Source organism: Mesorhizobium sp. C268A (assembly GCF_040324475.1).
Classification (GTDB): Bacteria; Pseudomonadota; Alphaproteobacteria; order Rhizobiales; family Rhizobiaceae; genus Mesorhizobium.
In genome coordinates this window covers 1,987,624-2,012,537 of sequence record NZ_JAMYVX010000001.1, presented here as the reverse complement: position 1 = coordinate 2,012,537, position 24,914 = coordinate 1,987,624, and the positions used below count along the sequence as shown (strand labels likewise).

Annotated in this window: 14 protein-coding genes and 2 pseudogenes; 5 read left to right on the top strand and 11 right to left on the bottom strand. The window is 61.5% G+C overall.

Translation table 11 applies throughout. The features are described from left to right. Window positions 1-141: 141 nt before the first annotated feature. On the top strand, window positions 142-5,073 hold the full coding sequence (locus NKL06_RS09810) for an AAA domain-containing protein (RefSeq protein ID WP_023692441.1): 4,932 nt from the start codon (window positions 142-144) through the stop codon (window positions 5,071-5,073). Then, a complete protein-coding gene (locus NKL06_RS09805) occupies window positions 5,070-6,584 on the top strand; it encodes a hypothetical protein (RefSeq protein WP_023692440.1) in 1,515 nt (504 codons plus the stop codon). Before NKL06_RS09810 ends, NKL06_RS09805 begins: the two co-directional genes overlap by 4 nt. A gap of 321 nt (window positions 6,585-6,905) precedes the next feature. On the opposite strand, the gene NKL06_RS09800 is transcribed toward NKL06_RS09805, so the two are convergent. The 10 genes from NKL06_RS09800 to NKL06_RS09755 all read right to left on the bottom strand — a co-directional run bounded on the left by NKL06_RS09800 (window position 6,906) and on the right by NKL06_RS09755 (window position 21,293). Further along, entirely contained in the window at window positions 6,906-7,889 is a 984-nt protein-coding gene (locus NKL06_RS09800; protein ID WP_023711806.1) for a PAN domain-containing protein, read from the bottom strand. Window positions 7,890-7,944: 55 nt separating this feature from the next. Beyond that, a complete protein-coding gene (locus tag NKL06_RS09795) occupies window positions 7,945-8,562 on the bottom strand; it encodes a PAN domain-containing protein (RefSeq protein WP_352581192.1) in 618 nt (205 codons plus the stop codon). 55 nt (window positions 8,563-8,617) lie between these two features. Next, complete coding sequence (locus tag NKL06_RS09790) at window positions 8,618-9,805, bottom strand: glycoside hydrolase family 3 protein (RefSeq protein ID WP_023692438.1); 1,188 nt, start codon at window positions 9,803-9,805, stop codon at window positions 8,618-8,620. 3 nt (window positions 9,806-9,808) lie between these two features. Beyond that, entirely contained in the window at window positions 9,809-10,741 is a 933-nt protein-coding gene (locus NKL06_RS09785; RefSeq protein ID WP_023692437.1) for a PAN domain-containing protein, read from the bottom strand. Further along, window positions 10,738-11,481 carry a PAN domain-containing protein gene (locus NKL06_RS09780; RefSeq protein WP_023692436.1) on the bottom strand — a complete coding sequence of 248 codons (744 nt, stop codon included), beginning with the start codon at window positions 11,479-11,481 and terminating at the stop codon, window positions 10,738-10,740. Before NKL06_RS09780 ends, NKL06_RS09785 begins: the two co-directional genes overlap by 4 nt. A 61-nt stretch (window positions 11,482-11,542) precedes the next feature. Next, the gene (locus NKL06_RS09775; RefSeq protein WP_023692435.1) at window positions 11,543-12,496 is read right to left on the bottom strand and encodes a hypothetical protein; all 954 of its coding nucleotides are present in this window, start codon (window positions 12,494-12,496) and stop codon (window positions 11,543-11,545) included. After that, complete coding sequence (locus NKL06_RS09770; RefSeq protein WP_245267107.1) at window positions 12,493-15,246, bottom strand: virulence factor SrfC family protein; 2,754 nt, start codon at window positions 15,244-15,246, stop codon at window positions 12,493-12,495. Before NKL06_RS09770 ends, NKL06_RS09775 begins: the two co-directional genes overlap by 4 nt. Continuing rightward, window positions 15,243-18,368 carry a virulence factor SrfB gene (locus NKL06_RS09765; RefSeq protein WP_023829579.1) on the bottom strand — a complete coding sequence of 1,042 codons (3,126 nt, stop codon included), beginning with the start codon at window positions 18,366-18,368 and terminating at the stop codon, window positions 15,243-15,245. Before NKL06_RS09765 ends, NKL06_RS09770 begins: the two co-directional genes overlap by 4 nt. 37 nt (window positions 18,369-18,405) lie before the next feature. Further along, on the bottom strand, window positions 18,406-19,668 hold the full coding sequence (locus tag NKL06_RS09760) for a hypothetical protein (protein WP_023692432.1): 1,263 nt from the start codon (window positions 19,666-19,668) through the stop codon (window positions 18,406-18,408). After that, window positions 19,665-21,293, bottom strand: a complete 1,629-nt coding sequence (locus tag NKL06_RS09755) for a S1C family serine protease (protein ID WP_245261318.1) — start codon at window positions 21,291-21,293, stop codon at window positions 19,665-19,667. The genes NKL06_RS09760 and NKL06_RS09755 overlap by 4 nt, the downstream gene beginning before the upstream one ends. 496 nt (window positions 21,294-21,789) lie before the next feature. Here NKL06_RS09755 and NKL06_RS09750 point away from each other — a divergent pair, with 496 nt between their 5' ends. Then, window positions 21,790-22,587, top strand: coding sequence for a PAN domain-containing protein (locus tag NKL06_RS09750; protein WP_023692429.1), 798 nt, complete (start codon window positions 21,790-21,792; stop codon window positions 22,585-22,587). A gap of 157 nt (window positions 22,588-22,744) precedes the next feature. Here the strand turns inward: NKL06_RS09750 and NKL06_RS09745 are convergent, their stop codons facing one another. Beyond that, complete coding sequence (locus NKL06_RS09745; RefSeq protein WP_023692428.1) at window positions 22,745-23,491, bottom strand: hypothetical protein; 747 nt, start codon at window positions 23,489-23,491, stop codon at window positions 22,745-22,747. A 319-nt stretch (window positions 23,492-23,810) separates the two neighbouring features. On the opposite strand from NKL06_RS09745, the pseudogene NKL06_RS32680 reads away from it, so the two are divergent. Both NKL06_RS32680 and NKL06_RS09740 read left to right on the top strand, forming a co-directional pair. Then, a pseudogene (locus tag NKL06_RS32680) lies at window positions 23,811-24,041 on the top strand (hypothetical protein); the annotation flags it as partial. Between the two features lie 185 nt (window positions 24,042-24,226). Continuing rightward, window positions 24,227-24,858, top strand: a pseudogene (locus NKL06_RS09740) (tyrosine-type recombinase/integrase). The last annotated feature ends 56 nt before the right edge of the window (window positions 24,859-24,914 follow it).

Here is a 24,914-nt window from a genome sequence, read left to right as displayed (position 1 = left end):
GCCCGCGATCTTCTGGACAACATTGTTCGCTATGATCTACCCCCTTCCGCCAAGGCGCGTATCCTGCTCAAAGGAAGTTGCCAGCGCAAAAACGAAAGCTAACATCTGGAGTGGCCGCGGTAGCGGCTCGGGGGAATTCGCTTGAAGATCATCAACTGCGGGAACGGCCTACATGTGCGCGAGGTGAAGGGCATCGAGACCTTAGCTTCATTGCCTTCGCACTGGTTCGCTTATACGAACCTCGACCTTGCTACCGCGCCCGGCTCAAGCCGCGAGATCGACGTCATCATCGTGGCGGACGACCGCATACTGGTCGTCGATCTCAAGGATTGGTTCGGCCCGATCGAGAGCCGCGATGGGCATTGGTACAACGCCGGGCGGGACCATGGCCCGTCGCCGGTCGCGAAGATATCTGCCAACGCGCGCCACGTCTTCATTCAGCTCGAGGCCCACCTCAAGCGCCACGCCAAGGGCGCAAAGCCGATCGTCCCTAGGGTACAGGGCCTTGTGGTCCTGACCAAGGCCACAGACCTCAGCGGCATTTCGGAGACCGAGCGGCGGGCGGTAATGCCCGTCGCGGCGTTCACTTCTTCGCTCAAGTCGGTTCCCAAGCGGATCGAGGTGTTCGGCAAAGGGCCACCCGCTGGCATCCTGACCTCGGCGGAGTGGAAGGACCAGCTCTCGAAGTTCTTCAATATGAGCAAGGGCGTCTTCGTACCTGGCCGACGGACCTATGGTGGCTTCTATGCCACGTCCGCCGCACCGGTGTTCGAGCACCCCGAGGGAATCTTCGCGGAGTTCGAGGCGAGCGACGAACGGCAGTCGCCAACCCTCGGAGTCCTGCGGCTATGGGATTTCTCCAAGGCGGAAACTCGCTTCCAGACCGAAGAAGGACGTAGCGAGATCGCCGGTCGCGAGCAGGAGGTCATCGCCTACCTGCAGGACCGAAGCGAACAGTGCGACAGCGTGATTGTCGGCGGCAAGACGCGCGACCCGACCTTCGGCGTACGATACTGGGAGGTCTATGACCGCCGGCGCCGGCTTCACCGTCTGACAGATTTTGGCAGCTCCGAGCTAGCTGACCTTAGCCGGGTCGATCGAATCGAACTGGCTCGCCAATTGCTCTCATCCCTCGACGCGCTTCACCTCGCGGAGGCAGCGCACCTCGACCTCGGACAGCACAGCGTCTGGGTGCAGCGACCGTCAACCGTTCGGCTCTCGCACCTGATGGCGGCAAGCTACCCCGATGTTCGCTCGCTCGGCGAGTCGCGCTTCCAGTTTCTGTCAACAGGCAAGCTGCCAGAGGACATCTTCGGAGTCGAAACAACCCCTAAACGTCGCGACGTGTTCCTCGCCGCTTCCGCCATTCACCGCATCCTCCTGGGCACGGGCCCTGCAACCTCGAGCGGAATTCCCGAGTGGGACAGCGAGTGCGACAAGGCATCCGACTACGTCGAACTTTACGGCTGGCTGGCGTCCGCGCTCGCGCCCGACCCAATGCACCGGTTCAAGGACGCGGGAGACGCGCTGACGGCCTTCAACGCTGCAGTCGCCATCCGGCCCACGCCTGCGGAAGTCATAGCAGGGCTTGAGCGGCATCGCGGCGCGATCAAGAGTCAGATGGCTCTCTTCCAGGCCTATCCGCCTGCCGAGATCCTGCGAGACGACGAGACGCGCGCCTTGTGGCGCTCCTGCAAGGACGGTCGCGAGGTGCTGGTAAAGGTCTGGAAGCGTGCTTCGTGGGGCGACCAGAAGAAGGAAGGATCGCGCATCCTTGATTTCCTAGATCAGCTCGCCGAGCTCTCGGCAGTCGAGCCCGAGGGATGCGCGAAAATTCTGGGTGCGATGTGGCTGGGCGATGCGATCGTCATGATCCAGGAGTGGATCGATCGCCCCGACCTCGCGCTGTTGATGGCGGAGCACCCGGAGCAATTTGGCGAGGAAGCGCGGCTTCAATTAATCGACGCTCTTGCCCGGCGGGTCGAGGAGTTGCACACCCTTCGCCTGGCGCATGGCGACCTCAAACCTGCCAACATCCTCGTCGATCCCGCAGCACCGAGCGACCCGGTTATCGTCGACCTGAGTGACTTTACGACGGCCACCGAAGGCGACACTGTAACTGCGCGCTATGCCCCCGAGAGCGGCGGTCGCTTCGAACGCGATTGCTTCGCGGTCACAGTCATCGGCGAGGAGCTCCTCGCCGGAAGCGATTCGAGAATATCCGGCCGCCTTCGCGAGGCAATCGCGAAGGTGCGAACCGACGACCCGGCGAACGCGACGTTGCTTCCCTTGATCGATGTGCTGGCGGCCGGCGAGCCGCACGACGCGGACTTGGCGACGATCCGGCTCGCTAGCCCACACGTAGGGGCAGGCCCTTTGCTACCGGACGAGGGCCATTATTTCCTGCGCCGCGCCCCCTGGGGACGTACGCTCATTATCCGCGGGGCCTGCGAGGAGCTTGAGGTCAGCATCGGGGCTGACGGAAAGCCCTACCGGCTCAACCGGCGCGCTCTGGAGCAGTCAAGGATCAGGCTTTTCCAGAGGTTCGAGTTCGCGTCACTCGAAGCTGCCATCATCGTCGAGGACGGTCCAGTTACCAATCTGGAAGACCTCACTCCGCTGCTCGAACGCGAGGATGTCACTGCGGCCCTGGGTCCGACGCAGCCCAGGGCGACGGACGCCGAGGTGAGCGCGGAGGGCGAGCAGCCCGCCGAACAACGCGACATCGTTTCAGGCGAGTCGCCCGAGGACGACCTGATCGAGGCGATCGCTGCTGAGCCACCGCCGAACGGTCAGGTAGACGTGGCGATGCTGTGGGGGATCCTCGTCGATGCCGAGCGGGAGTTGGTCACCTATGGGCAGGTTGCCGAGGACAGCGTCTTCGACATAAGCATCAACCGGCACAAGGTCCAGTTTGACCTGCTGAGTGGGTCGTTTGACTACAATCGGCGTGACCGTGTCATGGTCGAGCGCGAGGACCGCCGAGGCAATTGGCGGCCCGTCGGCCAACTCGACCTCCAGCGATCCAAGCCTGACACGCTCTATCTGGAAAGCATGCGGCCGGAGCAGCGAAACGGACCGCCGCTAGTGGAGGAGGGCGACGAGCTTCGCTTCCGGAGCCGCATGGAGGAGACCAGCCTCGACCGTCGCCAGGCTGCGGTCAGGCGGATCGTCGGGCGCACCTCGCGTACGCGCAACCTGATCGGAATCCTCGATCCGCGCACCGCGGCAACACCGCAGTCGTTGCCCGATCGCCAGCCGGTCGAAAAGTTGAAGGAGCAGTACGAGCTCAATGACCAGCAGGCCGAGGCCTTGTCAGCTGTGCTCGCCACACGCCCGCTCGCCCTCGTGCAGGGGCCGCCGGGAACAGGCAAGACGGTCTTCATTGCGGCGTTGGTGCATGCCGCTCTCACCTTGGGGCTGGCGCGCAATGTCCTGCTCGCAAGCCAAGCGCATGAAGCGGTCAACAATGCCGCCGAGGCCGTGCTTAAGCTCTTCGCTCGGGCGGGTGAGATACCGAGCATCCTTCGCGTCGGTAACGAGGGTGTTGTCTCAGACCGCCTGCTGCCATTCCACGTCGAGCGAGTCGAGCAGCTCCAGAAGGATAGGTTCCGTGCCGAGATGCGCGAGCGCTTGGCCGTCGCCGCCCAGGGACTGGGCATTCCAGAGGCGCTGACCGACGCGCTGACCCATGTCGAGATTGCGATAAGGCCCGTCGCGGCCCGGCTGGCCAGCTTGCAGGACGAGGAAAGTTCGGCGCAACGAGTAACAGCGCTTCGCGAGACAATCAGCCAGCAGGTCTTGCCGCTTGGCATAGACGACACGCTGCCCGCCGACCTGGCGGCCGAGAAGATTGTCACGACGATTGTCGACGCCTGCCTCCAGGCCATGCCGCAGGGCGAGCGCCCGAGCGCTGACCGTGTTGCTAGGTTCCAGGCAGTCGCAGGGCTAGCACGCGACTTCGTGGGAACAGTCTCGACCGAGCAACGGAGCCTCGAAACTTTCCTCGCCGGAACGCGCCAGATCGTCGCTGGGACCTGTGTGGGGCTCGGCAGATCGGCGCTTGGCTTGACCTCAACACCCTTTGACCTCGTGATCGTCGACGAAGCGGCGCGCTGCACCGCCAGCGAGCTCGCGGTGCCGATCCAGGCGGGCGCATGGATCGTACTCGTCGGCGACCATAAACAGCTTGAGCCACAGCATCCGGAGTCAGTGGTCGACGAAGTCGCCGAGCGCCTCGGCGTGGGCGTGGCGGAGGTTGCGAGGAGCGACTTCGAGCGCATCTTCGAGACACCCTATGGGATTGCCGCGGGTCACACGCTGCGACGGCAATATCGTATGCTCCCCCCGATCGGTGAGATTGTCTCGCGGTCATTCTATGGCAAGCGCCTTGAGCATGGTCGCGTGACGCCGATCATCGACGCAGAAGCGCTACCTGCCGACCTCAGCGCGCCTGTCACGTGGTTCGACACGGCGCCGTTTGGCGAGCGCGCCAAGCAAGCCGATCCCAATCATCGCAAGAGCCTGACCAATACGGTTGAGGCAGACGTGATCGTAAGCCTTCTTAAGCGATGGAGCGAATGCCAGCTGTTCCTCGACTGGCTTGCCCAACAAGCAACGCATGCCCATGGCATCGGGATCATTTGCGCCTATTCGGCCCAACGTGACCTCGTGAGGCGCAAAATCGCCTTGGCACCGATCCATCCCTCGCTGCGAGCCGCGATGAAGGTGGACACGATCGACAGCTACCAGGGCAAGGAAAACCCCATCGTGATCGTGTCGCTTGTTCGCAATAATTGGGACGGGCCCGTGCAGGGCGGCTTCAAGACAATTCGGCCTGGATTCCTCGCAAGGCCCAACCGCATCAACGTCGCGATCAGCCGCGCGATGGACCGCCTTGTTATCGTGGGTAGCTTGAAGCGATGGGAGGAGGCCGGGCCGATGGACCGGATCGCGCGGGCCTTTGCCAGTAACGTTGAATACGGGCACGCAAGGGAAGTAGATGCAATGGCTTTACTGGAGAATCGGCTCAACGCCGCGCCCATTGATGGCGCCTTGGAGAAGGCACAATGACCGTCCAGCCCCGCAGTAAGCTGACGCTCGGCCCCGTGCGCGAGGGGCTCGTCGAAGAATCGGAGGACGGCCCGCTCCAGTTGGCGACGATCGACCTAACGCTGCCCTGTCGTCGGTTCGTCGTCGAGCACAAAGTCGCTGATGTTGGCAAGGTCTCCGTGACAGCCGAGTTTCTAATTCGCTTCGTCCGCGCAATGGGAAGCTGCACAGAGGAAGCGGTCCAGTCCTTCTTCGGATATAGCCGGCGCGAGATGGCCTACGTTTTCCACGAGGTCGAGGACGCCGACTACATCCGTCGGAGCGAGGGACGCATCACGCTGACACAGACGGGGCTTTCGCTCTTCCGCCCTGGTGTCGAAGAACCACTTATCTACGAGGTCGAGCGCAAGATCGCACGCGTCGGCTTCGACCTCATCTCGCTGGCGCCCGCCGAAAAGAAATTTCTGAGCTACTTCGAGCGGAACCTTCCCGAACTGCCGCTGGCCGACGTTGAGCAAGTCAGCTCGGCAACGGAAAGGGTGCCGTCGTCGTTCCGTCGGTTCTTTCGCGAGTTCGCGCTGAAGATCGATCCAATCTCGACCCCGCGACGCACGCTCTATTCCATCGACGGGGTGGCGGCTGAGGAGCGCTTTTCGACGCTCGTGCGCGTCCGGTTGATGTCATCGGGGCTCAAGCCAACCTTACCCGACATCGACCTTTCCGAGTGGAAGTCAGACTACGAGTTGTCAGATCGTGAGGCAGTGGGGCTTGCGGTCGCCGAGATGGTCGAGCGCATGGCTGTTGCGCGGCGGGAAGACGATGGCGAGGCATACCAGCTCCTGATCCAACTTGCCCAAGACTATCTTAAGGAATGGACGCGCCGCGATGGGTTAAGCGTGCAGCGCTTCTATCGACACGCCTTCACGAGCCACGGCGACGTCCGTGCTGACCGCCCGACCGTGCCGATCATCGGCAGCCTATTCACCAAGGAAAATGCGCGTAGGCTGTTCGATGTCGCAAGCTACGGCCTGCGCAAAACGCGCCACGCCGCAGCTGCGATCTATTGGGTGGTGCCCCAGGCCCCACTTTGGGGAAGCACCTCGATCATGGCCGAAATCGTCGAACAGTTCCGCGAACAGATCAATCGCTTGAACGAGGATCTCGGTGTGCGGCAGAACGTAGAGACGATTTCGTTGACCGCACAGCGCGCCGAGCGCTGGGTGAAGGAAGCCTTCACCCGCGGGTACGAGTCGAACGCCCGTGTATTTCCCGGCGGGTTCGAAATGCTGCTCGTCCCGGGTGCCTTCGTCGCCGCAACGGTCCACGCGCCGATCGGCCAACAATCGGGCTTGCCGGTCCCTTTGGGCTTTGCGAGTTTCGACTCGCACGTGTTGGCGCGTGCGGGCGAGTTGCTCGACGCGAACGCCGAAGCGTTCAAACTCGGTGACGTGCTCAGACGAAACCTTATCGCGCCGCCCGCAACGGAAAAGACGGAGGACAGTGCAGGAGGGGCCGTGCCCGCCTCAAAATAGCCGCCGCACCCCTCGAACGGCGAACATGATCCAGAAAAGTTGCGGTTCGCGACCTCGGAGACAGCAGCAGCTTCGCGTCGCACGTTGTTGACAACTCGCGGTGTCGAAAGGGGTCAATGCGCAACGTGATCGAACGAAGCATAATTTTGAGCGTCGTCGAAACGGCATCTATCCCCAAAAATTCTATAAGCGGTCAGACCGCATGCGGCCCCAAGGCTGCCGGACCGCAATGCGCCCAATCTCAGTCATTCGATCGCCGGATCTCGATTCCGGGAGCTGCCGTTCGCCGACTTGGCCATGGATCCCTAGCTCACATTCTGATTAGTCTTGGCGTATTGCTCCGCTGTCAGTTCCCCGACTGCTTGAATATTCGCCCGGTTGGTCGAAAAGGACGCAGCGCTGCTGAGATTGGGTGAATCCGAAGGCGATGCATTGGTCCAGTGCCGAGCAGCCCCGTTCGCACTCGTTGCGAGAGCGGGCGCTCAGCACCCGGAACCCGTTGCCTGAAAAAGCCTTGCCGTTGAAATACTCGAAATAGGGAGCCGCACTCGACGCCGGCGGCATGTCATCTCCCGAGATAACGCCGCTAGTAGCGCGGGCGTTCATCAAAAGTTGGCCTTGTCGCTCCTTGAGAAAGCACTTTCTGTTCCACGCGTCGTAAGTGAAAGCCCTGCACCAGCTCTCCGAAGCTCGGCACATGGATTCACACTGTTCCACGTTGTCAGCTTGACGGGTCTCTGCGGCCTTACTCTTTATATCCCTGTTGAGGAAACGCCTGAAAGATCCGGATGGTGGCGCGACGGCCACCGCCTCCTCTTCCAACTCGCCAGGCTCCGGCGGCGGTTCTGCCTGTGGAGAGGCAGGTGGATTGACTGGTGGATGATAGCCAGTGACCAGACTGCGAGTGCCGGCCGTGTGTCCTTGGCTTTCCTGCGCGCCTGCTACGCTCGAGAACAGCCTGCAGACGCCGCCATGCGACGAATGATCAAAGCCCGCGCACCCCGAGCGCGCGGAACAAAGCTTGCTGCAGGCCTCAAGCGGCACGCTGACCGTGGCGCTGACCGCCCCGTTCAGGAAGGTCTGCGGGTAGCGGAAGAGCTCCTGGGCCGATTGCGCGTTTGCGGGCCGACCTCCGGCCGGCGGAACAACAGCAGCCGCAAATGCGACCACAAACCCTATCAGTAGTCCAACGGTTCTGCCGCTTAATTGCCGAATGCGATCAGCAAACCTCCGCGGGCACGCAGGATGCATGTCCGATGGTGGCTCGGACACTTGGAGCACCTGCGGATTGTTCATCTGTGACATTGGTTGCCTTTCTCCGCCGCTTTCCGAAGAGAGCCTCAAAAGCTTCCGGGACCGCTCAGCGGACATTTCCGGGATGCGAGAACCGAGAAGGTCCCAAAATGGTTGTTGCAGATGCGGAACTTAGACGGACGTGCCCTCGACGCCGAGGAGGTCGGATCTGGTGAGGCCGCTTTTGACTTTGCTGCCGGCCGCTGACTTGTCGCCTCTCGTTGTTTTTTACGTCTTGGTTTCGCTCGGACGATCGCCGCAGGCTTGCCAGTCTTTTGCGATGTGGCGCTTTTCTGCTTCGTCGCTTCCGCTTCCGACGCACCCTGGCTCGGCTGCGATGTCGGTTGAGCTGCGACTGGCGGATTGGCTGGCGGACGGTAGCCCATGACGAGACTGCGTGTTCCGGCGATGTGTGGCGGGCTCTCACCGCGCCAGCCACGTTCGCGAACAGCCGACAGAAACCGTCGGACGACGAGTAGTCGAAGCCGATGCATCCCGAACGCGCGAAGCAGAGGTTTCTGCACGACTTCAGCGGCACGCTGACCGTCGCGCTGACGGTACCATTCAGGAGGGTTTGTGGATAATTGAAGAACTCTCCTGTCGACTGCGCGTTCGCTGGCAGAATCCCCGTTGGCGGCACGACAGCAGCAAGCGCGCCCGCAAGTCCCAAAAGAAGTCCCGCCATCCCGCGACGAAGACCACCTGCCAGCATGTTTCCTCCTCGCCTGCTCAGCCTCGCGCTACCGTTCCTGTAAAATGGTCGTGTCCTCGGAAACGGCCGGTGCGAGCTTCCTTTTCAGGCGCATGATGTTCTCGTAGGATTTCTGTATCCGCTCAAGCATTTCCGGGTCCTTGCGCGCTTCCTCGGACAGGAGGGCGGCAACTTTTTCCGGGACCAGGGGGTCTGGATGTTTGTCGTTGGCAAATATCAGGATGTCGTTCCCTGCCAAAACGGCTCGGCGCACCGAGTCCTCAAAGGTGATGGTGTCGGTAATGGCCTGCATCTGCATGTCGTCGCTGATAACCACGCCCTTGAAGTGCATCTTGTCCCGCAGCAGCCCGGTTAACGTCGCGCGGGAAAGCGAGGAGGGGATTTGGGCCGAAAAGGAAAGCTTGTTATTTATCACATGGGCGGACATGACCATGTCGACATCTCCCGACGCGATCAGGTTCTTGTAGGGGAGAAGTTCCTTATCGCTCCATGTCTTGGAAACGTCGGCCATGCCCTTGTGGCTGTCCTTGGTGCTGGAACCGTGCCCAGGGAAGTGTTTCAAGACCGTTAGCACTCCCTTCGCCCGATGCGCTTCGACGAAAGCCTTCGCGTATGCCTCGACCGTCTGCGGATCGGCGGAAAAGCTCCTGCCAAGCTTGCCAATGATGGGATTTGCCGGGTTGACGTTGACATCGACGACGGGAGCCAAGTTGAGGTTGAATCCCAGATCCGAGAGAGCGGAAGCGAGGTCCTGGTAAATCACGCTGGCCTCGTCTGGACTCATGGACTTAGCCACAGTCGCCTCGCTCGGCGTCTCGTTGAACCCCATGGCTCCAGTGAACCTCTGGATACGGCCGCCCTCCTGGTCGACAGCGATGAGCAGCGGGCTTGCCGCGAAACGCTGCAGGCCCTCGTTCAGTTGCCGCACTTGCTTCAGGCCGTCGATATTGCGCCCCAGATAAATGACGCCCGTGATCTTTCCTTCCTCCGCTTGCCTGACGACTCTCGCGTATCCCTCGGCACCGGGCTCGCTGCCGACAAAGCCAACCAGCACCATCTGCCCGATCATCTGACGCAGCCTGGCGTCTTCGATTATGCGATGCAGGTCGACGTTTGGGATGCGGGCTCTCGGCACTGGGGGGTCAGCCTTCAGCGGTGAGGAAAGGCCAAAAAAGGCGCAGGCAACAGCGGTGAGAAATGCGATCCGCGGCGGCATGTTTTAATCCCTCGGAGCGACGGGATGTACAAAGTCGGGAGTGACCGTCCGGCTGTTTTTTCGCGCCGACGTCATGCCTTTTCGCCGCACCGGGTACAGGTTGGTTCCCTGGACCAGGAAACATCGGTTGGGTCTCACGGTCACCCACGTAAACCCACCGCATCCACCGTCCGAGTGACATTGCCCCATGCATTCCTGATAGGAGATCGCAGGCGATTCCATGCCGTTTCCAATGAAGCCGCTCAGGGTGAAAAGCTCCCAGTCGGCAGTCAAGGTCGGAGGAGGGGCCGATGGTTTAGCCTTGAAATAGAGGCCGGACCGTCCCAAAGGGTAGGATTGCACGAAATCGAAGCCCGATTTTAAAAAGCATCGATTCACCTCCTGATTGTAGGTGAACGCCCGGCAGGAGGTTCGGCTGTCACACAGAGCCGAGCAGCTTTCGGCGTTGGGCGCATCGATGCCTTTTGACACGAGATCGCCCCCCCAAAGGTCAACCCCGCTGAAGGACGCATAGTACCAGGACTCGGCATTGGCGGGATCGTGATAGCCTGGAATCCGCTGGCGGGTGCCGCCGGTCGAGAGCGGGTCAGGTTGTGCTGAGGCGACCGCTGGAAACAAACGGCAGAGGTTGGTTGAAGAGGAGTGATCGAACCCGGCGCAGCCCGAACGCTCCAGGCAGATTTTCCGGCAGTCGTCCAAAGGTCGCCGGAACTCGGCACTGGGGGTTCCCCTCAATGCGGTCTCTGGATATTCGAGAAGTTCGCCTCCTGACGCCTGCGCCAATGCCTGCGTAGCAATTCCAGGCATCGCAAGCGAAAATGTCAGCAGAAACGCCGCCGACGCTGTTCCGACCACGCGCAACCAATGCCGCCTCCGCTGCATTCCGCTTCCCTTGGCCCAACCCATGAAACCGATATGTAAGAGCGGTTGGGTCAAGGACTGATCGACCCTTCGCAGTAGGTGGTGCGAAGGAAATTCTCGTATGCGTTGGCGTGGTTCGAGCCCGTGTCGCTAGCGTCGACGCAAAGCGAGCTCAGCAGGTTGTTGGCTTGCGCATTGCCCTCTAGCGCGAGTTCGAAATACGAACGCGCCGCCTTATTGGAGTCGATCGCGTCCACGCGGTCCGGCGCGAAGGTCCTTGGATCATACCATTTCGCCATTTCGAGCTTCGCGTCCTGGTTGCCTCTCTGCATTGCGAGATTGATCGCCTGCAGCCCGACGCTCCGGTCTCCGCGCTTGAAAGCCTCCTCGCTTAGCGCGAAGAGTTCATGGCCGTCAGTGTCGGTTTCCTTGAGCTTCGCCAGCCTGGCTGCAAGCGGAGGATTTGTCGGGTCGGTGTAATTCGAAAGCAGGCTGCGCGTCGCAGCGGTCGAACCCACGTTCACGCGTCCGGCGCCCACGCTCGCGAACAGGCGGCACTCGTCCTTTTGAGAATGGTCAAACCCCTGACATCCCGAACGCGCCTCGCAGAGTTTCCGGCATTCTTCTATCGGCTTGGAAAACTGGGCGCTGACGATCCCGTTCAGCAGAGTGTCCGGGTAGTTGAAAAGCTCGTTCGCCGCGGAATTTTCCTGTGCTCCCGCTGACAGGGTCATGCCCAGCAAGATTGCAGCAGCCATGGCCGCCATGTACCCCCTGAAGTGGAGGAAATACTTGTCGAAGCTGCTCTTCAGCATGCCATTGTCCCTCTGACGGTTCCATAGGCGGCGAATTGCCGGACCTTGTGATTTTCAATCATTATTCCAGCGTCCCCTCGCAATAAGTGTCCTTCAGGAACCCATTGAACCCAAGGTCTTGAGGAGAACTCGCGCTCTTCGCGCAGAGGGAGCGGAGCATTTCCCTGGCCGCTGTCTCGCCTTCTACCGACAGTTCGAAATAGGCCCTCGCCGCCCTGTTCGCATCCGGTCGATCTGCTCTGCTGGGCTCGAAGGAGCTTGGATCGTACCAGCGCGCAATCTCGAGTTTCGCGTCCTTGTTGCCCCGCTCCATCGCAAGATTGATCGCCTGCAAGCCGATTCCGCGGGCGCCTTCCCGGTATGCCTCGCCGCTTAGGGCGAACAGCTCAACGCCGTTAGTGTCCGTCAGCTTCAGCCTCTCGAAACGCGCGAGCAAAGGCTCGGGGTTGTTGAACCAACCCCTGCTGTCGGCAATGTAGTATCCTCCCCCTGCCAGAAGCAGCGCCAACGGGATCAGTAGGTACAAGAACCGCCTCTTCTTTGGCGGCTGGGCCAAAGGCTGGGGTTTCGGCTCCACCACCCGTGGCAGCTCAACAACCTGTTCGAGGGCCTCTTCAAGCTCCCGTTCTATAGCCTGAGGAATGGACATCTTGAAAGGGGTCAGTTCCTGGGACCAAGCTCCCGGGCTAGGTGGGATCGGCGGCCAGAAGGCGCTCCCCTCAATGTCATGGCCTTCGACTTCGATCTTCACCTGCAGGTCGACCGGGATCTGGTCGCAGACCTCGGGTCCGACGACCAGCGTGGCCGAATTCGCGCCGCGGCTGACGACCGCTGCCTCTACGGTTGCGGGACGCGCCTGCCATCCGGCGGCGCCAAGATAGGGAGCGTCCTTGGACTTGCGCATGATCGACAGTCGCAACCCCGGAGAGCTGCCTAGTTCCTGCGGGAACGTGATCAGGGCATGCCCGAACAGGCGCGTCTCGTCCTCGCTGACTTTGACCGCAACCTTGTTCATCGAGCAGTCCCAAGGGGCGCACCAAGCAGCGGCGCGGACTCATCGAGCGCGTCCAGTATGGCCCTCAGGCGCTCGTTCTCCTCGACGTTTATAATGATCCCTTCGCCCGAGAGGACGTTGTCAGTAACCACTTGGTGGAAGGCGTACATCCACTCCGAGAGCGCGAGGTAGGAGAAGTTCCGCCGCTCCACCCCAAGCCCGTCGCAGTCTGAAACGCTCGGACGGCGGGCAAAAACCCTAACTTCACCGTTCTCAGTGCCGTCAGGAGCCAGAGGCCGCTTGTTCTCGGGCATCGCGTCGAAGCCAAGCGTGCTGACGAAACGGTTGATGTGGCTCGTGGCAAGAAAGCCAGCCTTCTCGAGCAGGATGTCGGACCTTTCGACTGAACTTCCCGAGAGCTTGGCAAGGTCCCTGGCTATGCGCTCTTCGAGCCCCGATCGCCGCGCGGCAGATGTAAGCTCGGCGACCAACTCGCTTGCGGACTCTTGCCCGAGGCCAATGGCCTGCAACGCATTGTCGTTTCTCGCGAGTGCGAAAAGGCCGTCCGTCCAATGCCTGATGGCTGACCGGGCGAGATAGGCTTCGCGCGGCAGCGCTTTCTGCGAAACCGACTCCCCGGAGGAAACCACGGCCGCGGCCACCTTCTTCTTGCTGCCGGGCAATGGAGGGGCGCCGGGCCGCTTGCTGCCGGGCAATGGAGGGGCGCCGGGCCGCGGAGGCGCCGGTCGCTTCTTCGCCGCGGCGTCTGTCCGTCCTTCGGAACCTTCCTCCGGCGCGTTCTGCCGCTTGAGGCGGTTGCCGTACTCGATGTGAAGGTGTTCGGAGATTCCGTTCTGCGATATCTGCAGCATCTTCATGGCGGTCCCGAACTGGTCCCGCTCCCAAACCTCGGTGAAGTTTGCGAGAATCTGGTCCGAGACTTCCCGACGCTCGGCTATCCGCTTGTTGATGTCGCTTTCGATGAAATACGGAGCGAGCACACGGCGGATATCGTGGGCTATGTCCCCGACGCGGCCTCGTATCTGTGAATACTTGATGTCGGGACGACAGATGGCCGCGAGGTTCTCCGCCAGATAGCTTACGCCGCCATCGTTCAGCCTGAGGGCCTCGTCGAAGGCCTTGGCCGGCTCGCGGAAGTGCTGCTGAACTTCACTGACCTGAAGATACGCCTCGCGCAGCGCGGCGACCTTCGCGACCTTGTCGGGCAATATCTCGGTCTCCACGCCGCCTTTGTACTTGATCAGGGACTCTGCCTTGAAGTTCGGGTTGCGCAGCCAGTAAGAGTTGTTGAAAGGCCTGTCCGGCATCCATTCGAACGGCCACTTGTGGGCCTTGCCGAAAAAGCGCGTTAGCGAGGCGCCCAGGCGCGCGCTGAAACGATCCGCCAGGCTCTGTCCTTCCTCGCCCGCCTTTTCGCTGAAGTGCATGTCGAACATCGTCAGCACCAGGAACAGCGCAGTCTCGGTCCGGGCCCGATCGAGCGGGCTTTCCCCGTGCGAGGTTCTGATCCAGTCGTCGATCATGTCGGGAAGGGTCGCGACGTCCTGGTTCGAGGGCTTGATGCACAGCAGCATGCTCGAAAGCTCCTGCTCTGCAACGTAGCGGTCGAAGAGGTAGGCAACCTTGCCCCGGACGAAGAGTTCCTTGAGCGCGTCGGGGTGGCCCTCGATGAAGGCCTGAAGGTCCACCTTCTGCCTGCTGCGAGCGCCCGGGAAGTCCAGGAGGTCTGTGTGCTCGAAGAACGGCCATGGCTGTTCCGATATCGCAATCCGGAGTTCAGCCACCAATGCGGCGATAACGGGTCTCGGCAACGAAACCGTCGATCCTTTCATTGGCCGGATCAGCAACTCGTCCTGGCCGGATTTTCCGAGCCCCCGCAGCGTCTCGACGTCTATGATGCTGCTTTCCCGGGGAACCAGCGCCTCGACAGGGCAGTAGGCATCCTTGGCGAACCCAAGGCTCTCAAGGGCGGTGACGAGTTCGACGAAGAGATCGGTAAATTTCTGCAGACCGCCCCATAGCACGGAAAAAAGGTCGCCGCGGTCGGCAATGGAAAGCCGGGAGCCAAGGAAGGCCGCTTCCTCCCAGTAGGCCCCTAGCGTCTCGATGTTCGGCAACCCGGCGAACTGCTTCTCGAAATACTCCTGGAGGTCCCACACGTCCTCCTCGGCCAGGCCATCCGTCGCTGCCTGCGGCATAGCCCGGCTCTTCGCCCTTTCCAGGGTGGACAGGACGCTGTCGGAAGTCAGCGGCGCGCGTTTCTTCGCGTCTCCGTCAAGGAAGAAGCTGTTGCCCAGGACCTTGGCCACGTCCGTTTCGCTCAGCATCCTCAGCACAACGGGCGCGCCGGGCGGACTTGGCTCTTCTCGAACCGAAAAGCGGGTGACAAGCCCGGTCGACTCCCGATCGCCACCGGGGTTGATCTCCCGGATGAAATCGACCTCCCGCCCGAGATCGCCGAAGCGAGCCATCAAGGGCGCGCTTCCATTGCGGGCCAGGACGGACACAAGATAAGACTTGCCAGCCTGGCTGGGGCCGAACACCCCGACGCACATGGGGCGGTCTATGGCCAGGATCGCCTTCCGGGTGGCAACGATCGACTTCTTGAGCTGCTGCTCGGCGCCCGAGCGCGTGCTGCCGACCCGCTCCGCGTTTGCTGAGGCTCCGATCCAGACAAGGCCCTCCTGCGCCGATTTCAGCGCCGTGTCGCAGGTCTTCTTCAACTCTTTACGCATGCCTTCAGCTTTCACTGGATGGAGATAATTCCGGTATCGAGCCAGTAGCCGTCGCCCGCCTCGACCGCGAGCGTGTCCAGCTTCAGCTCCATGATGCGCTTGACCGGAGAGCCGTCGGCGTCCTCCGCGTCCTGAACCACGAACTCCTCGCGGGTCGCCTCGCTCGTAAGAAGCGCGATCTCGTTCGCCTCGTCGTCTTCCGGCACCTGCACATTGCGCGCGATCGTGACGCGGACCGGCTTTCGCACGCTCCGCGCCGATCGCGTCTGCGCGGTGGTCAGCTTGTAGAGCGGAGTCGCCACCCAGCGCTCCAGTGGAAGCTGCCTGAAGCCAATGCGAAGCGGGCTGTGGTAGTCGAATTCCGCCTCGGCTTCCGCCGTTGCGGCATCGAGGTCGATGTCCGAGAAAAGCAGGGTTTCGTCCGGCAGCACGGAGCTGCCCTGAAGCCGACCGATGTACCGGGCCGTCGACTTCATCCTGAGGTACTGGGAATAGAGGGTGAAGTTGGTGATCTGCCGTTCCGCGAGCGCGCACAGCATTGCGCCCACGACCGCGGTCGTCTTTGGATCGTCGATGTGCGTGTTGCTGACGCCCCGGAAGGGATACCACGTGCCGACGCGATAGTCCTTGATCGGAATGACGCGGTCAGGCCGGACCGACATCTTGTTCATGAACAGGCTTATCATCTGTGGCAGGCGCATCGGCCGCCCGGTCAGCAGCACCACGTCAGCGTCCAGATGGTTGATCGCTTCCGCGATGTTGTCGAACACGCCGTCGAAGATCGACAGGACGCACTCTTCGACCGCCAGCGGGTCGACTGCTATGTCGCAGTCGGAGACCGTGAACTCTCCGGCTCCCAGAGCCCCTATGCTGTCCTTGAGATATCCGAGGATGCGCGCGTCAACCGGAATGTCGCCTCCGGCCGTCGTTCGTCCCCCGGTCTCGAAGAAACTGCCTGCCTTCCGGATTTCCGTCTTGCGGCTCGTCGCAGGCATCGCTTCGCATTCGGACAGAACCGCGATGGCGATTGGCTGCAGAACCTGCAGAACGAACTGGCGTCGCAGGTGCTTTTCCTGCTCGGACATGTTCGGGTTGTCGCCTGCGAAGCGGTCCTTGAGATAGTTCCGCGCGTTCGGGAGGCCCGCTTGAGCCAGGCCTTCCTCGAGCCTGGGTATGACAAGCCGCTCGATAACCACCTTGAGGAGGTCGTCCCCCGCGATACGGAATCCCTCCCGAAAGTTCTGGTCGGGGAAAAGGGCGACATTGTCGGTTTGAAAATAGGTCGTAACCATGAGGTCGGTGGTGCCGCCGCCCACGTCGACGCTGGCGACGCGCAGGGACCGTTCGAGCTTCTCCTTGGCCTTGGACGCCGGGAGCGCCTTCGGCCTCTCCCTGTCCTTGCCGAGCATGTCGAACAGCGTCCTGATCGACCCGCCCAGCTTGTGCACGGCCTCGCCGTAGAGATAGACCAGATGAACTGAACTCGCCTCGTCCCAGGAGCAGTGGATTTCCGGACGCTGGCTGTTTATGCCGCTGTCGCTGTCGCCCCATCCCGACAGGGACCAGAGAAGCTTGACCGCGGCTTCTGCGCGCGACCGCAGGATGCGCTGCTCCTGGATCGGGGTCGCTGACGGGATCGTCAGGATGATCCTGCGCAGGCGTCGCGGAGAATCTTTGAGTCTTCTCTCCCGGCGGGTGCCGGGGTTGTTCATCATCGACATCGCCTGCGCAATGATTTCGACAAGCATGAACGTGAAGAAGGACGACCTCGAGAAGCAGAAGCGGCTCGCCGTCTGCAGTTCGCTCTCTTTGACTTTCAACCTGAACTGGCGCCTGTCGCTCTCGAGCTGTTCGAGGACGTCGCCGCGGTCGTTTATGAAGCGGTACATGGAGCGCTCGATCAGCGGCTCGGTTCCCGCATGGCCCGCCGAGGCCGAGCGGAACTTCCACTCCTGGAGAACCGGATCGGAACTCCACAGGTACCGCTTCGGCGAAGAAAGCCCCGTGGCCGCCTCGGTGCCTTCCGACTCCCCGCGCAGGCGGGAGGCCTCGGGGCCGATGCGGAGCAGGCTTGGCCAAAAGAATGCCCGCGGTCGGCCTGACCGCCTGGCGATGTCTTCCGCTCCGAATTCCCCGGCCACCAGTTCGCACTGGCTTTCGAACGGATCGCGATAGACGAGTTCGGGCTTGGAAAGGTCGCGCAATTCCAGCACGACGGAGTTGTTGAGGTCGACGTTCACGTCGTCCGGGAACGACTGGATCAGAAGTCCGCACGACCGCGAGTTCCCGATGTCGAGCACCAGGTCGACGTCGACTGGATGGACGTTCCTGTTGTCGCTGACCGTGTCGATGAGGGTGACGCGAACGGGCTTGATCACGCTGGCGAGAAACTGGACGAAGGTTATGTAGCGGGCGAGGTGCTCGAACTGGAAAGGAAAGTCATCGGGCCTCAGCTCCTTGCCCTTCCTCTGAAGCTTCTTGAAGGAGTGGAGGATGTCCCTCAGCCAATCGTCCAGCCATTTCTGGGCGTCCACGGGCCCTTGTCCGGGAACGTCGACCTTATGGGACAGGAACGAGATGACGTCTGGAAGCTGGCTGACGAACCGGAACGATTCTGTCCGCATCGCGTCTTCCGGACAGGGCGCGAGATAGGGACGGTTCGTCTTGCGGGGCGCAAGCGAGCTGTCGAATGCGAAGATTGCCCTGTGCGTTCCCTTCCGGTCGCCATGGGCGTTCCTGGTTTCCGTAACCCTTACCCGGACCCAGTCGGTCGGGCCCTGTGCGTAAATTTCGTTGCCCAGCGAGTCCTTTCCGGGTTCGATCTTGAAGAACGGCACCGGAACCCAGCGGTCGAGGAAGGTCTCGAGCGCCCTCGACTTCGCGATGTCGTATACCACGTCGTCGCCACTCGGGGGATACGGCGGCTGGTCAGAGTCGGGGTCGTCATCGTTCCAGTTCGGAAGCAGGCGGATCAGCGTCTTTCCATCCGACCCCGTTTCGCCCGGCGACACACGCTCGATGAACGACCTCGTAAGACGCGGCGAAGCGTCGAAGTCAAACCCGAACTCGACGAACTGGAGGCCGCTGTCCGGCACCAGCGTGAAGCCGTCGCTGAAATCGGCGAGGTTGGTCAGCATCGATTCGTCCTGTCAGGCTGGTGGCGGCTTGCTGCAGTCATGGAACATTGAACTCCATGACTTTCATCTGCGTCGCGTCGTGAGACTCTTCAGTCACGCTGCCCGGGTAGCTTTGAGTGGCGTCACCCTTCTTGAGGATGACGTTGAAATCCGTCCGCCGGGCAGGATCTCCGCGCTTGTTGAACATTCTCAGGTAGACCTCGTAGTGTCCGGGCGGTGGCTTGCTCGCCCACGTTATGTGTTCGACCGGCTTGGTGCTCTCTCCATTGAGATTCATGTCGATGTCGTGCACGCCCCCGCATTTCGGCTGTCCGTCCAGAAGCACCATTCCGCCGTCCGGGCACTTCACGAAGAGGTCCAGGTCGGTCCGGTTGTTCCAGATGAGCGTCACCTGCGTCTGGCCTTCCGCACCGCCTGCGCTTTCGACGCGATTGTCTGCTTCCTGCGCTGGGTCAGTCTGCTCGGCCCTTGGCGCCGGAGCGGGGGGCTGGCACGAGTTCAGGTGCCGCCGCAGCTGCTCCTCGATGACAGCTTCTTCCGACATGAGTTCCCGCGTGCGCAAGCTACTATGGTCGACAGTCGGCTGCGGCGCCGCAAGGGCGCAGTAAGCGCCTCCGCCCTTTCCAAATGCGGTGACTCCGAACGGAAGGACCAAGCCGCAAGCCGGGAGCAGCAGCCACGCGGTCGCCCCCGCGAGTGCTACGGGAACAAGCCAAAGAAGCCTGCGGGCGACCGACTGCCACCAGGCAGGTCCAGCAGATCGCACGGGCCGCTCCGTTGCTGTGTCCGCAACAGAAGCCGTCGGCGGGCGGTCCCGGGCGGCTTCAGCAATCTGTCCCTTGCCGCTGGTTTCCGCGTCATGTTTTTCGTAACCCCATGCCGTAAGCACGAGCACTCCGTCGCTCCCGTCGGAGCCGCCGGAAACCCATACGTTCTCGTCGTCGGGGAATGTCACCGCGTTGCGCAGCGCAGTAGCCGTCGAGCGGGCTGCCGGGTCGGTGCGAGCCTCATGCGCGGCGGCCGCACGAAGAACTGCGCGGACGGATTGGTCGAGCCGCGCCTTGTAGACGGACGCCGTTTCGGGCGGGAGGTCCGTCAGCCGGACAAGAGGCTCGTCGCGCTCGGTATACCAGTCGATCCCAGAGCCGTCCTTTCGCGGCACCGGTTCGGCCAGCTCGAGCCCTATGCCCCCGGGGAATTCCCGTCCGAGCACGGCTTGAAGCCTATGGACCGAGCGCTCCGCGGTCGACCCGAGGGAACGCATCAGGCTGAGGGTCGTGGTCGCGACGAACTGGCTCATTTGACAGGGCCTTCCGTTGGCCCTGCGGCCGCGGCTATTCCCGTGGCCGGATTACACGGCTGATCGGCGCCGGCCACCGTCACGCCGTTGGCTGACAGGAACCGGATGGCGTCGCTCGCGCCGAGGGAGAAGTTCAGCTTCTGAACGTTCCCCCCGTCGAGGACTATGAAGGTGTTGACTCCGACGGCCCGGCCGCAGGCGTCCGAAAGGGGACCTCCGCTGTTGCCGGGGGAAATGTTCGCGGAATGGGTAATGACCTTTGCCGCCCCGCCCTGAGGCATGGCCATGACGTTGCCCTGCGTGACGACCATCTCAAGATTGGCAAGCCCCGTGGTGTCGCCATTGAGGATCGCTCGATAAGTGCTGTCCATCGACATCACGAATGACGGAAAGCCCCCCGCGATGACGCTGTCCAGCCTGGCGATTTCCGTAGAAAGGTGCAGGGGCCTCACAGTGCTGGGGGCATCATCCACCCGAAGGAGGGCAAAGTCCGGATTTCCAGTCTCGCTGCTTGCGGATCTTGCAACGACACGGGCGGGAACCGCACGCCCGAGTGCCTTGCTGGCGACGAATACCGTCCCCCCGGCGCCCTCGACAACGTGGTTGTTGGTGAGGATTTCCCTCTGGCTCACAAAGAACCCGCTTCCAGTGCTGAGGGAGTCCGCCGAGGGTGCGAGCACGAGGACCGTCGCCGAGTCCAGGGCGGCGAGAAGCGAATGCGGTGAGCCGGGGGCAGGCGCCTGCCCGCGGGCGGCTCCTGACGCGCCGTTTTCTGTTCCACCGCCGGACTCATGGAGCGGCGGACCGAGAACAGATGAATCTGCCTCGCATGCAGCCTTTGCGAGCTCCCTTTTCATTTTGCCGATTCGCTCTTCAAGGCTCCGGTTGACCTCCTCGTTGTTCACGAGTGGAGCTGTCGGTGGCGGCGGGAGCGCTTCCGGATAAACGAGGTTGCCCGGCGAGGCCGCGTAGATCAGGCAGGCGGCGAACACCAACGAAAGGGCAGCTATGGGCCAAAGCCAAGACTGTTTGTGTCGAGCTGGCGCCGTTGATTGAGCCTCTTGCGTGGATGCTGCGGTGGCCTCGGGTGCAATCACGCGCCGCGGGGGAGACAGTCCGGCAGTGGCGAAACCTCCCAGGGCAGCCCACGCCTGACCAGGCACCCGGGGGGACATGCCGCTTGGAAGGTAGGGGCCAATTGTCTGCTCGCTGTGCCGCACGAATGCGGCGCGGGAGGAGCGGGCTTCCTCCGGCAGCACTCCCCAATTCGTGAGGACGGCGTTCTCGCCGACGGCGACGATAGAGGCTTCGTCCGCGACATTGAGCATCGCCCCAACGGTCCCGCCGATTTCCCGGTCCGCCAGGGCTGGTCGAAGCGCCTCGATCCGCGCGGCCAAGTTCGACTCGATCCGCGACCGTTTTCCCCGATCGAGTTCGCCCAGTTGCTTCGGCTCCTCGTCGAAGCTGCTGAACCACGCCACGACCAGGCGGCCGCCCTCCTGCTCCTTGGCGTTCGGTTCCGCGAACAGCCGCGAGGTGTTGTCCCCGCACAGTTCATCTATGCGGGCGAATGCCGTTTCGCAGTCGCGCCACAGCGGTTTCCCTGCGACAGCCAACACGTCCACGGCACGCGCGGACGTTGAACGAACGAAGTGGACATTGCCCCCCCGAGCCATTAGGCACCTTCCCCTTGCCGCAATAAATCGTTGACCATGCGGCGTCCCCGGCCTCATATTTCGACGTAAAAAACGCAGTGTCAACGAGCCCTCAAGTAGATTCGACTCAGATGCTTAACCTGTAGCGGGCTCGCAGCCTATTTCACGTCTTGGCGACCGTTTCTATCTTGAACCCAATTTCGCGGTGCTCATCCCCCATTTATAGCTGGAAATGCAAATTCTGGAGAATTACGGTGGCGCCGGGCTGGTATTGCCGGGCCCTAAAGGGGCATTGCCTACGGCAAAGAAAAATGAGGCAACAGGAAAGATCGCGACCTGTCATGAGAATCCTGGCTGGCCGTCTAGTTCGACCCTTCACGTCGCCAGTCATGACATCAAGCCGGCGAACTTCGCTGACTTGGCGATCAAGTCCACTTGAAACAGAATAACAGCGGCCGGGGGAAACATGTTTGCGCATCTTTTTCGCTGCGGATTCCAAGAGTTCGTGCTCGGAGTCGCCGGGTCGTCTCTGGCAACTCTCGTCCTTCTAGTCGGCATTCAACCGATCGGCGCGCAAACCACGGCAGTGTTCTTCGACTATCCCGGGACCTCACTGAACGGGTTCGTCAGCGCGCAGGTCATCGCACCCTTGGAGGCGTGTCGTTCCCTTTGCACCTCGCGTTCGGGCTGCGTTGGGTTTGACCACTCGACCGAGGGCGGCGTTTGTCGGCTTTTGGCGAGCGTAGGCTCCGCCAGCCAAAATCGGCTTTCGACGGCAGCCACGCGGAACCTGGTCGCCGGCTATCGTCCTCCCTCAAATCCACCCGAGGCGCCTTCCGCCGTCCAGCCGAAACCCGCAGTTGTGCGCTCGGAGCCGCCAGACATCAGTGGCCGCAAGGTGAGTTATCGATCGATTCCTGGCGACCCGAGGCCGATAGGCTGGGTCTATATCAATGTCTGCAGCGGAGCCCCGGTCGATGCGGCCTCAATTCGCAGTTCGATCAACGGATATGTTTTTGAATCGTTGCGCGTCATTCCGGGCAGAATTGAACAGTTTGACAGGAACACCACACCGCAATGTGCGCTGGTGCCCAAGGCCGTTGGCTATGCCTCGCCGAGCGCCGAGGAATGGAGAATTGGAGCGGTGCTGGAGGAGATGCGTCCGATCCTTCGTGCTGCAGGAGTGGGAACGCGCGCGGACGGTCTATTGCCCATGCAAGGTTCTGACCGCTACCGCATCGATATATGGCTTAGTCACGAGTGAATGCCTCGGCTTCACTGCGGGACCGGCAGCGCGGCGAAATCCGAACCGATGCCGTTGGGATAACCGAAAAAATCGTGATCGGGATGTCCCAAGACCCTTCGACGCTAATATGCGAAGGTAAGCCCCACCGAATGGACACTTCAACGGCTCGATCCTATCAGCAGCCATCGAGTGCCTTTATGCCTTCGATGTAGTCCTTGCCGCCCTCATTCACTGTCCTCACTTCGGCGCGGCCAGTGCATGTCGTCGCACCCTTCCTGAACGCATAGCTGACGAAGAACAAGTCTTCTGCCTTCGCTTGTATGCCGAGAAGCTTAAGGGGCGCCTGCATCCCTCCGTAGAAGCCACTCAGGGCGGCTGCTGAGAGAGGACCCTTGGTGCTCTTTTCTGGAACTACAAACCGCGCCGCCTCCTTGCCGTCCCCAGTGCCGAGGGCCAGATAAAACGCCCGCACGACAGTCGCGGCAGTGCCATATTGTTCAGTGATGTCCTCTTCAGGCGCGATGCTCCCGACAACGGCCATGAGCGGGGCTCGGTGATTTGCGTTATTTGCAGCCCATCGATCAACGACGCCGACAGTCACGCGGCGTCCGATCAACGATGCCATGGCGCTTTCCATACCGCCCACCGGCACGACGTGAACCTCGCGGAAACTGGATGCGGGATCAGCAAAGTCCGCGCCCTCAAGGCAGATGTCGGCATCCAGTTCCAGTAGGTAAGTCGGCTCGGGCTGATCTCCTGCCTGCACGTCTTTGTAGTTCGGCGGCCCGGGAAGTATCCGACGATCGAGTTGGCCGCTCAGCTGCGATGGCTGCCCTTTTGAGATGTCGTAGCAGGCGGCCTGCGCTCCGCTGACCGCAACGACACCGTAGAAAACCAATGCGGTTGCCCCAAGATATTTCATAGTTCGCTCCCCACAAAGCCAATGCCATATGGCATTCATTCATGGCGTCGTTCAACCGATACATGACCGAGTGTTTTTAACCCTCGTTCTTTGCAAGATCGTCGCCAAATGCTCGATGCGCATCATAACCTCGCCGCGTGACGGCTGGGTCGGCGAACGTCAGGCAAGAGTCGGGCAGCATGTGCGCGCAGGCACTCTGTTGGTCGCCGTCGTTCCTCGGAGCGTAGGTCGTGGCCAATTTTCAAGGAGACACAGATTGCCGCGTTGTGCATTGGCGGCAGGATTGCAGTATCAGTCGAGCCGTCCCCGGGAGGGACGCATTGAGAGCTTGTCGCCAGCCAGCGGGGCACAGTTTGCACTCCTACCGGCAGACAACTCGGCCGGCAATTTCACCCACATCGTTCAACGCATACCAGTTAAGATTACCTTAGATCAGGGGAAAGCAGGCCTCGATTGCTTGCGACTCGGTATGTCAGCTTTCGTCGCAATGTCACCTGCTAGGCATCCCGGACGACAGAGTGGAACCGCAACGCGCAAATTGATGATCTGAAGTGATGGCCGACGACGGGAGGAGCTCGCCCGCTCCCATGACCAGACACGAACGTCGTCAATGGGACGGCAGCGAAACGTCCGCCTATTCACGACTTCAGCCCAAAAGCTGCCAGTCAGCTGCCGGCCCCGCAACAGTCTAGCGGCGTTTCTCTGGTGGCCAATCATGGCTGCAGGAGAAGCGAAATGGGACACTCGTGCTACGACCTCACCGACTCCGACCGCCGGGCATGGAATGCCGGGAAGAAGGTCGGGACGAAACGACCTCTGAAACCTCGACAGATATGGGCGATACGCTTCTTTCTCGATCGAGAGCTGCGTCTGCGAGACAGAGCGCTCTTCGATTTGGCGATCGACAGCAAGTTGCGCGGCTGCGATCTCGTCAAGATCAAAATCGGCAACCTCGTGGTAGGACCGGAAGTCCGAACTCGCGCGATGGTCATCCAACAGAAAACTGGCCGACCTGTTCAGTTCGAGTTGATGAGCGACGTACGCTCCAGCCTTCTCGCATGGCTGGAGCGACGCGGCGGAACAGTCGATGATTACGCGTTCCGAGCAGGATCAATCCAAGGGCTCACATGAGTACAAGGCAGTATGCACGCCTCGTCGACGAATGGGTCGAGGCGATCGGGCTTAGACCAGAGGAATACGGAACCCATTCCCTGCGTCGCACCAAGGCCTCGATTATCTACAAAGCGACGGAAAATCTGCGAGCCATCCAGATTTTGCTCGGTCATACTAAGATCGAGAACACGGTCCGCTATCTGGGAGTCGATGTTGAGGATGCTCTCGAACTTTCCGAGGCAACTGAGGTTTGATCAGGTGCGGCTCCACTTCACGAGTGGAGCCGTGACCAATTTGCGCCGGTGGGTTC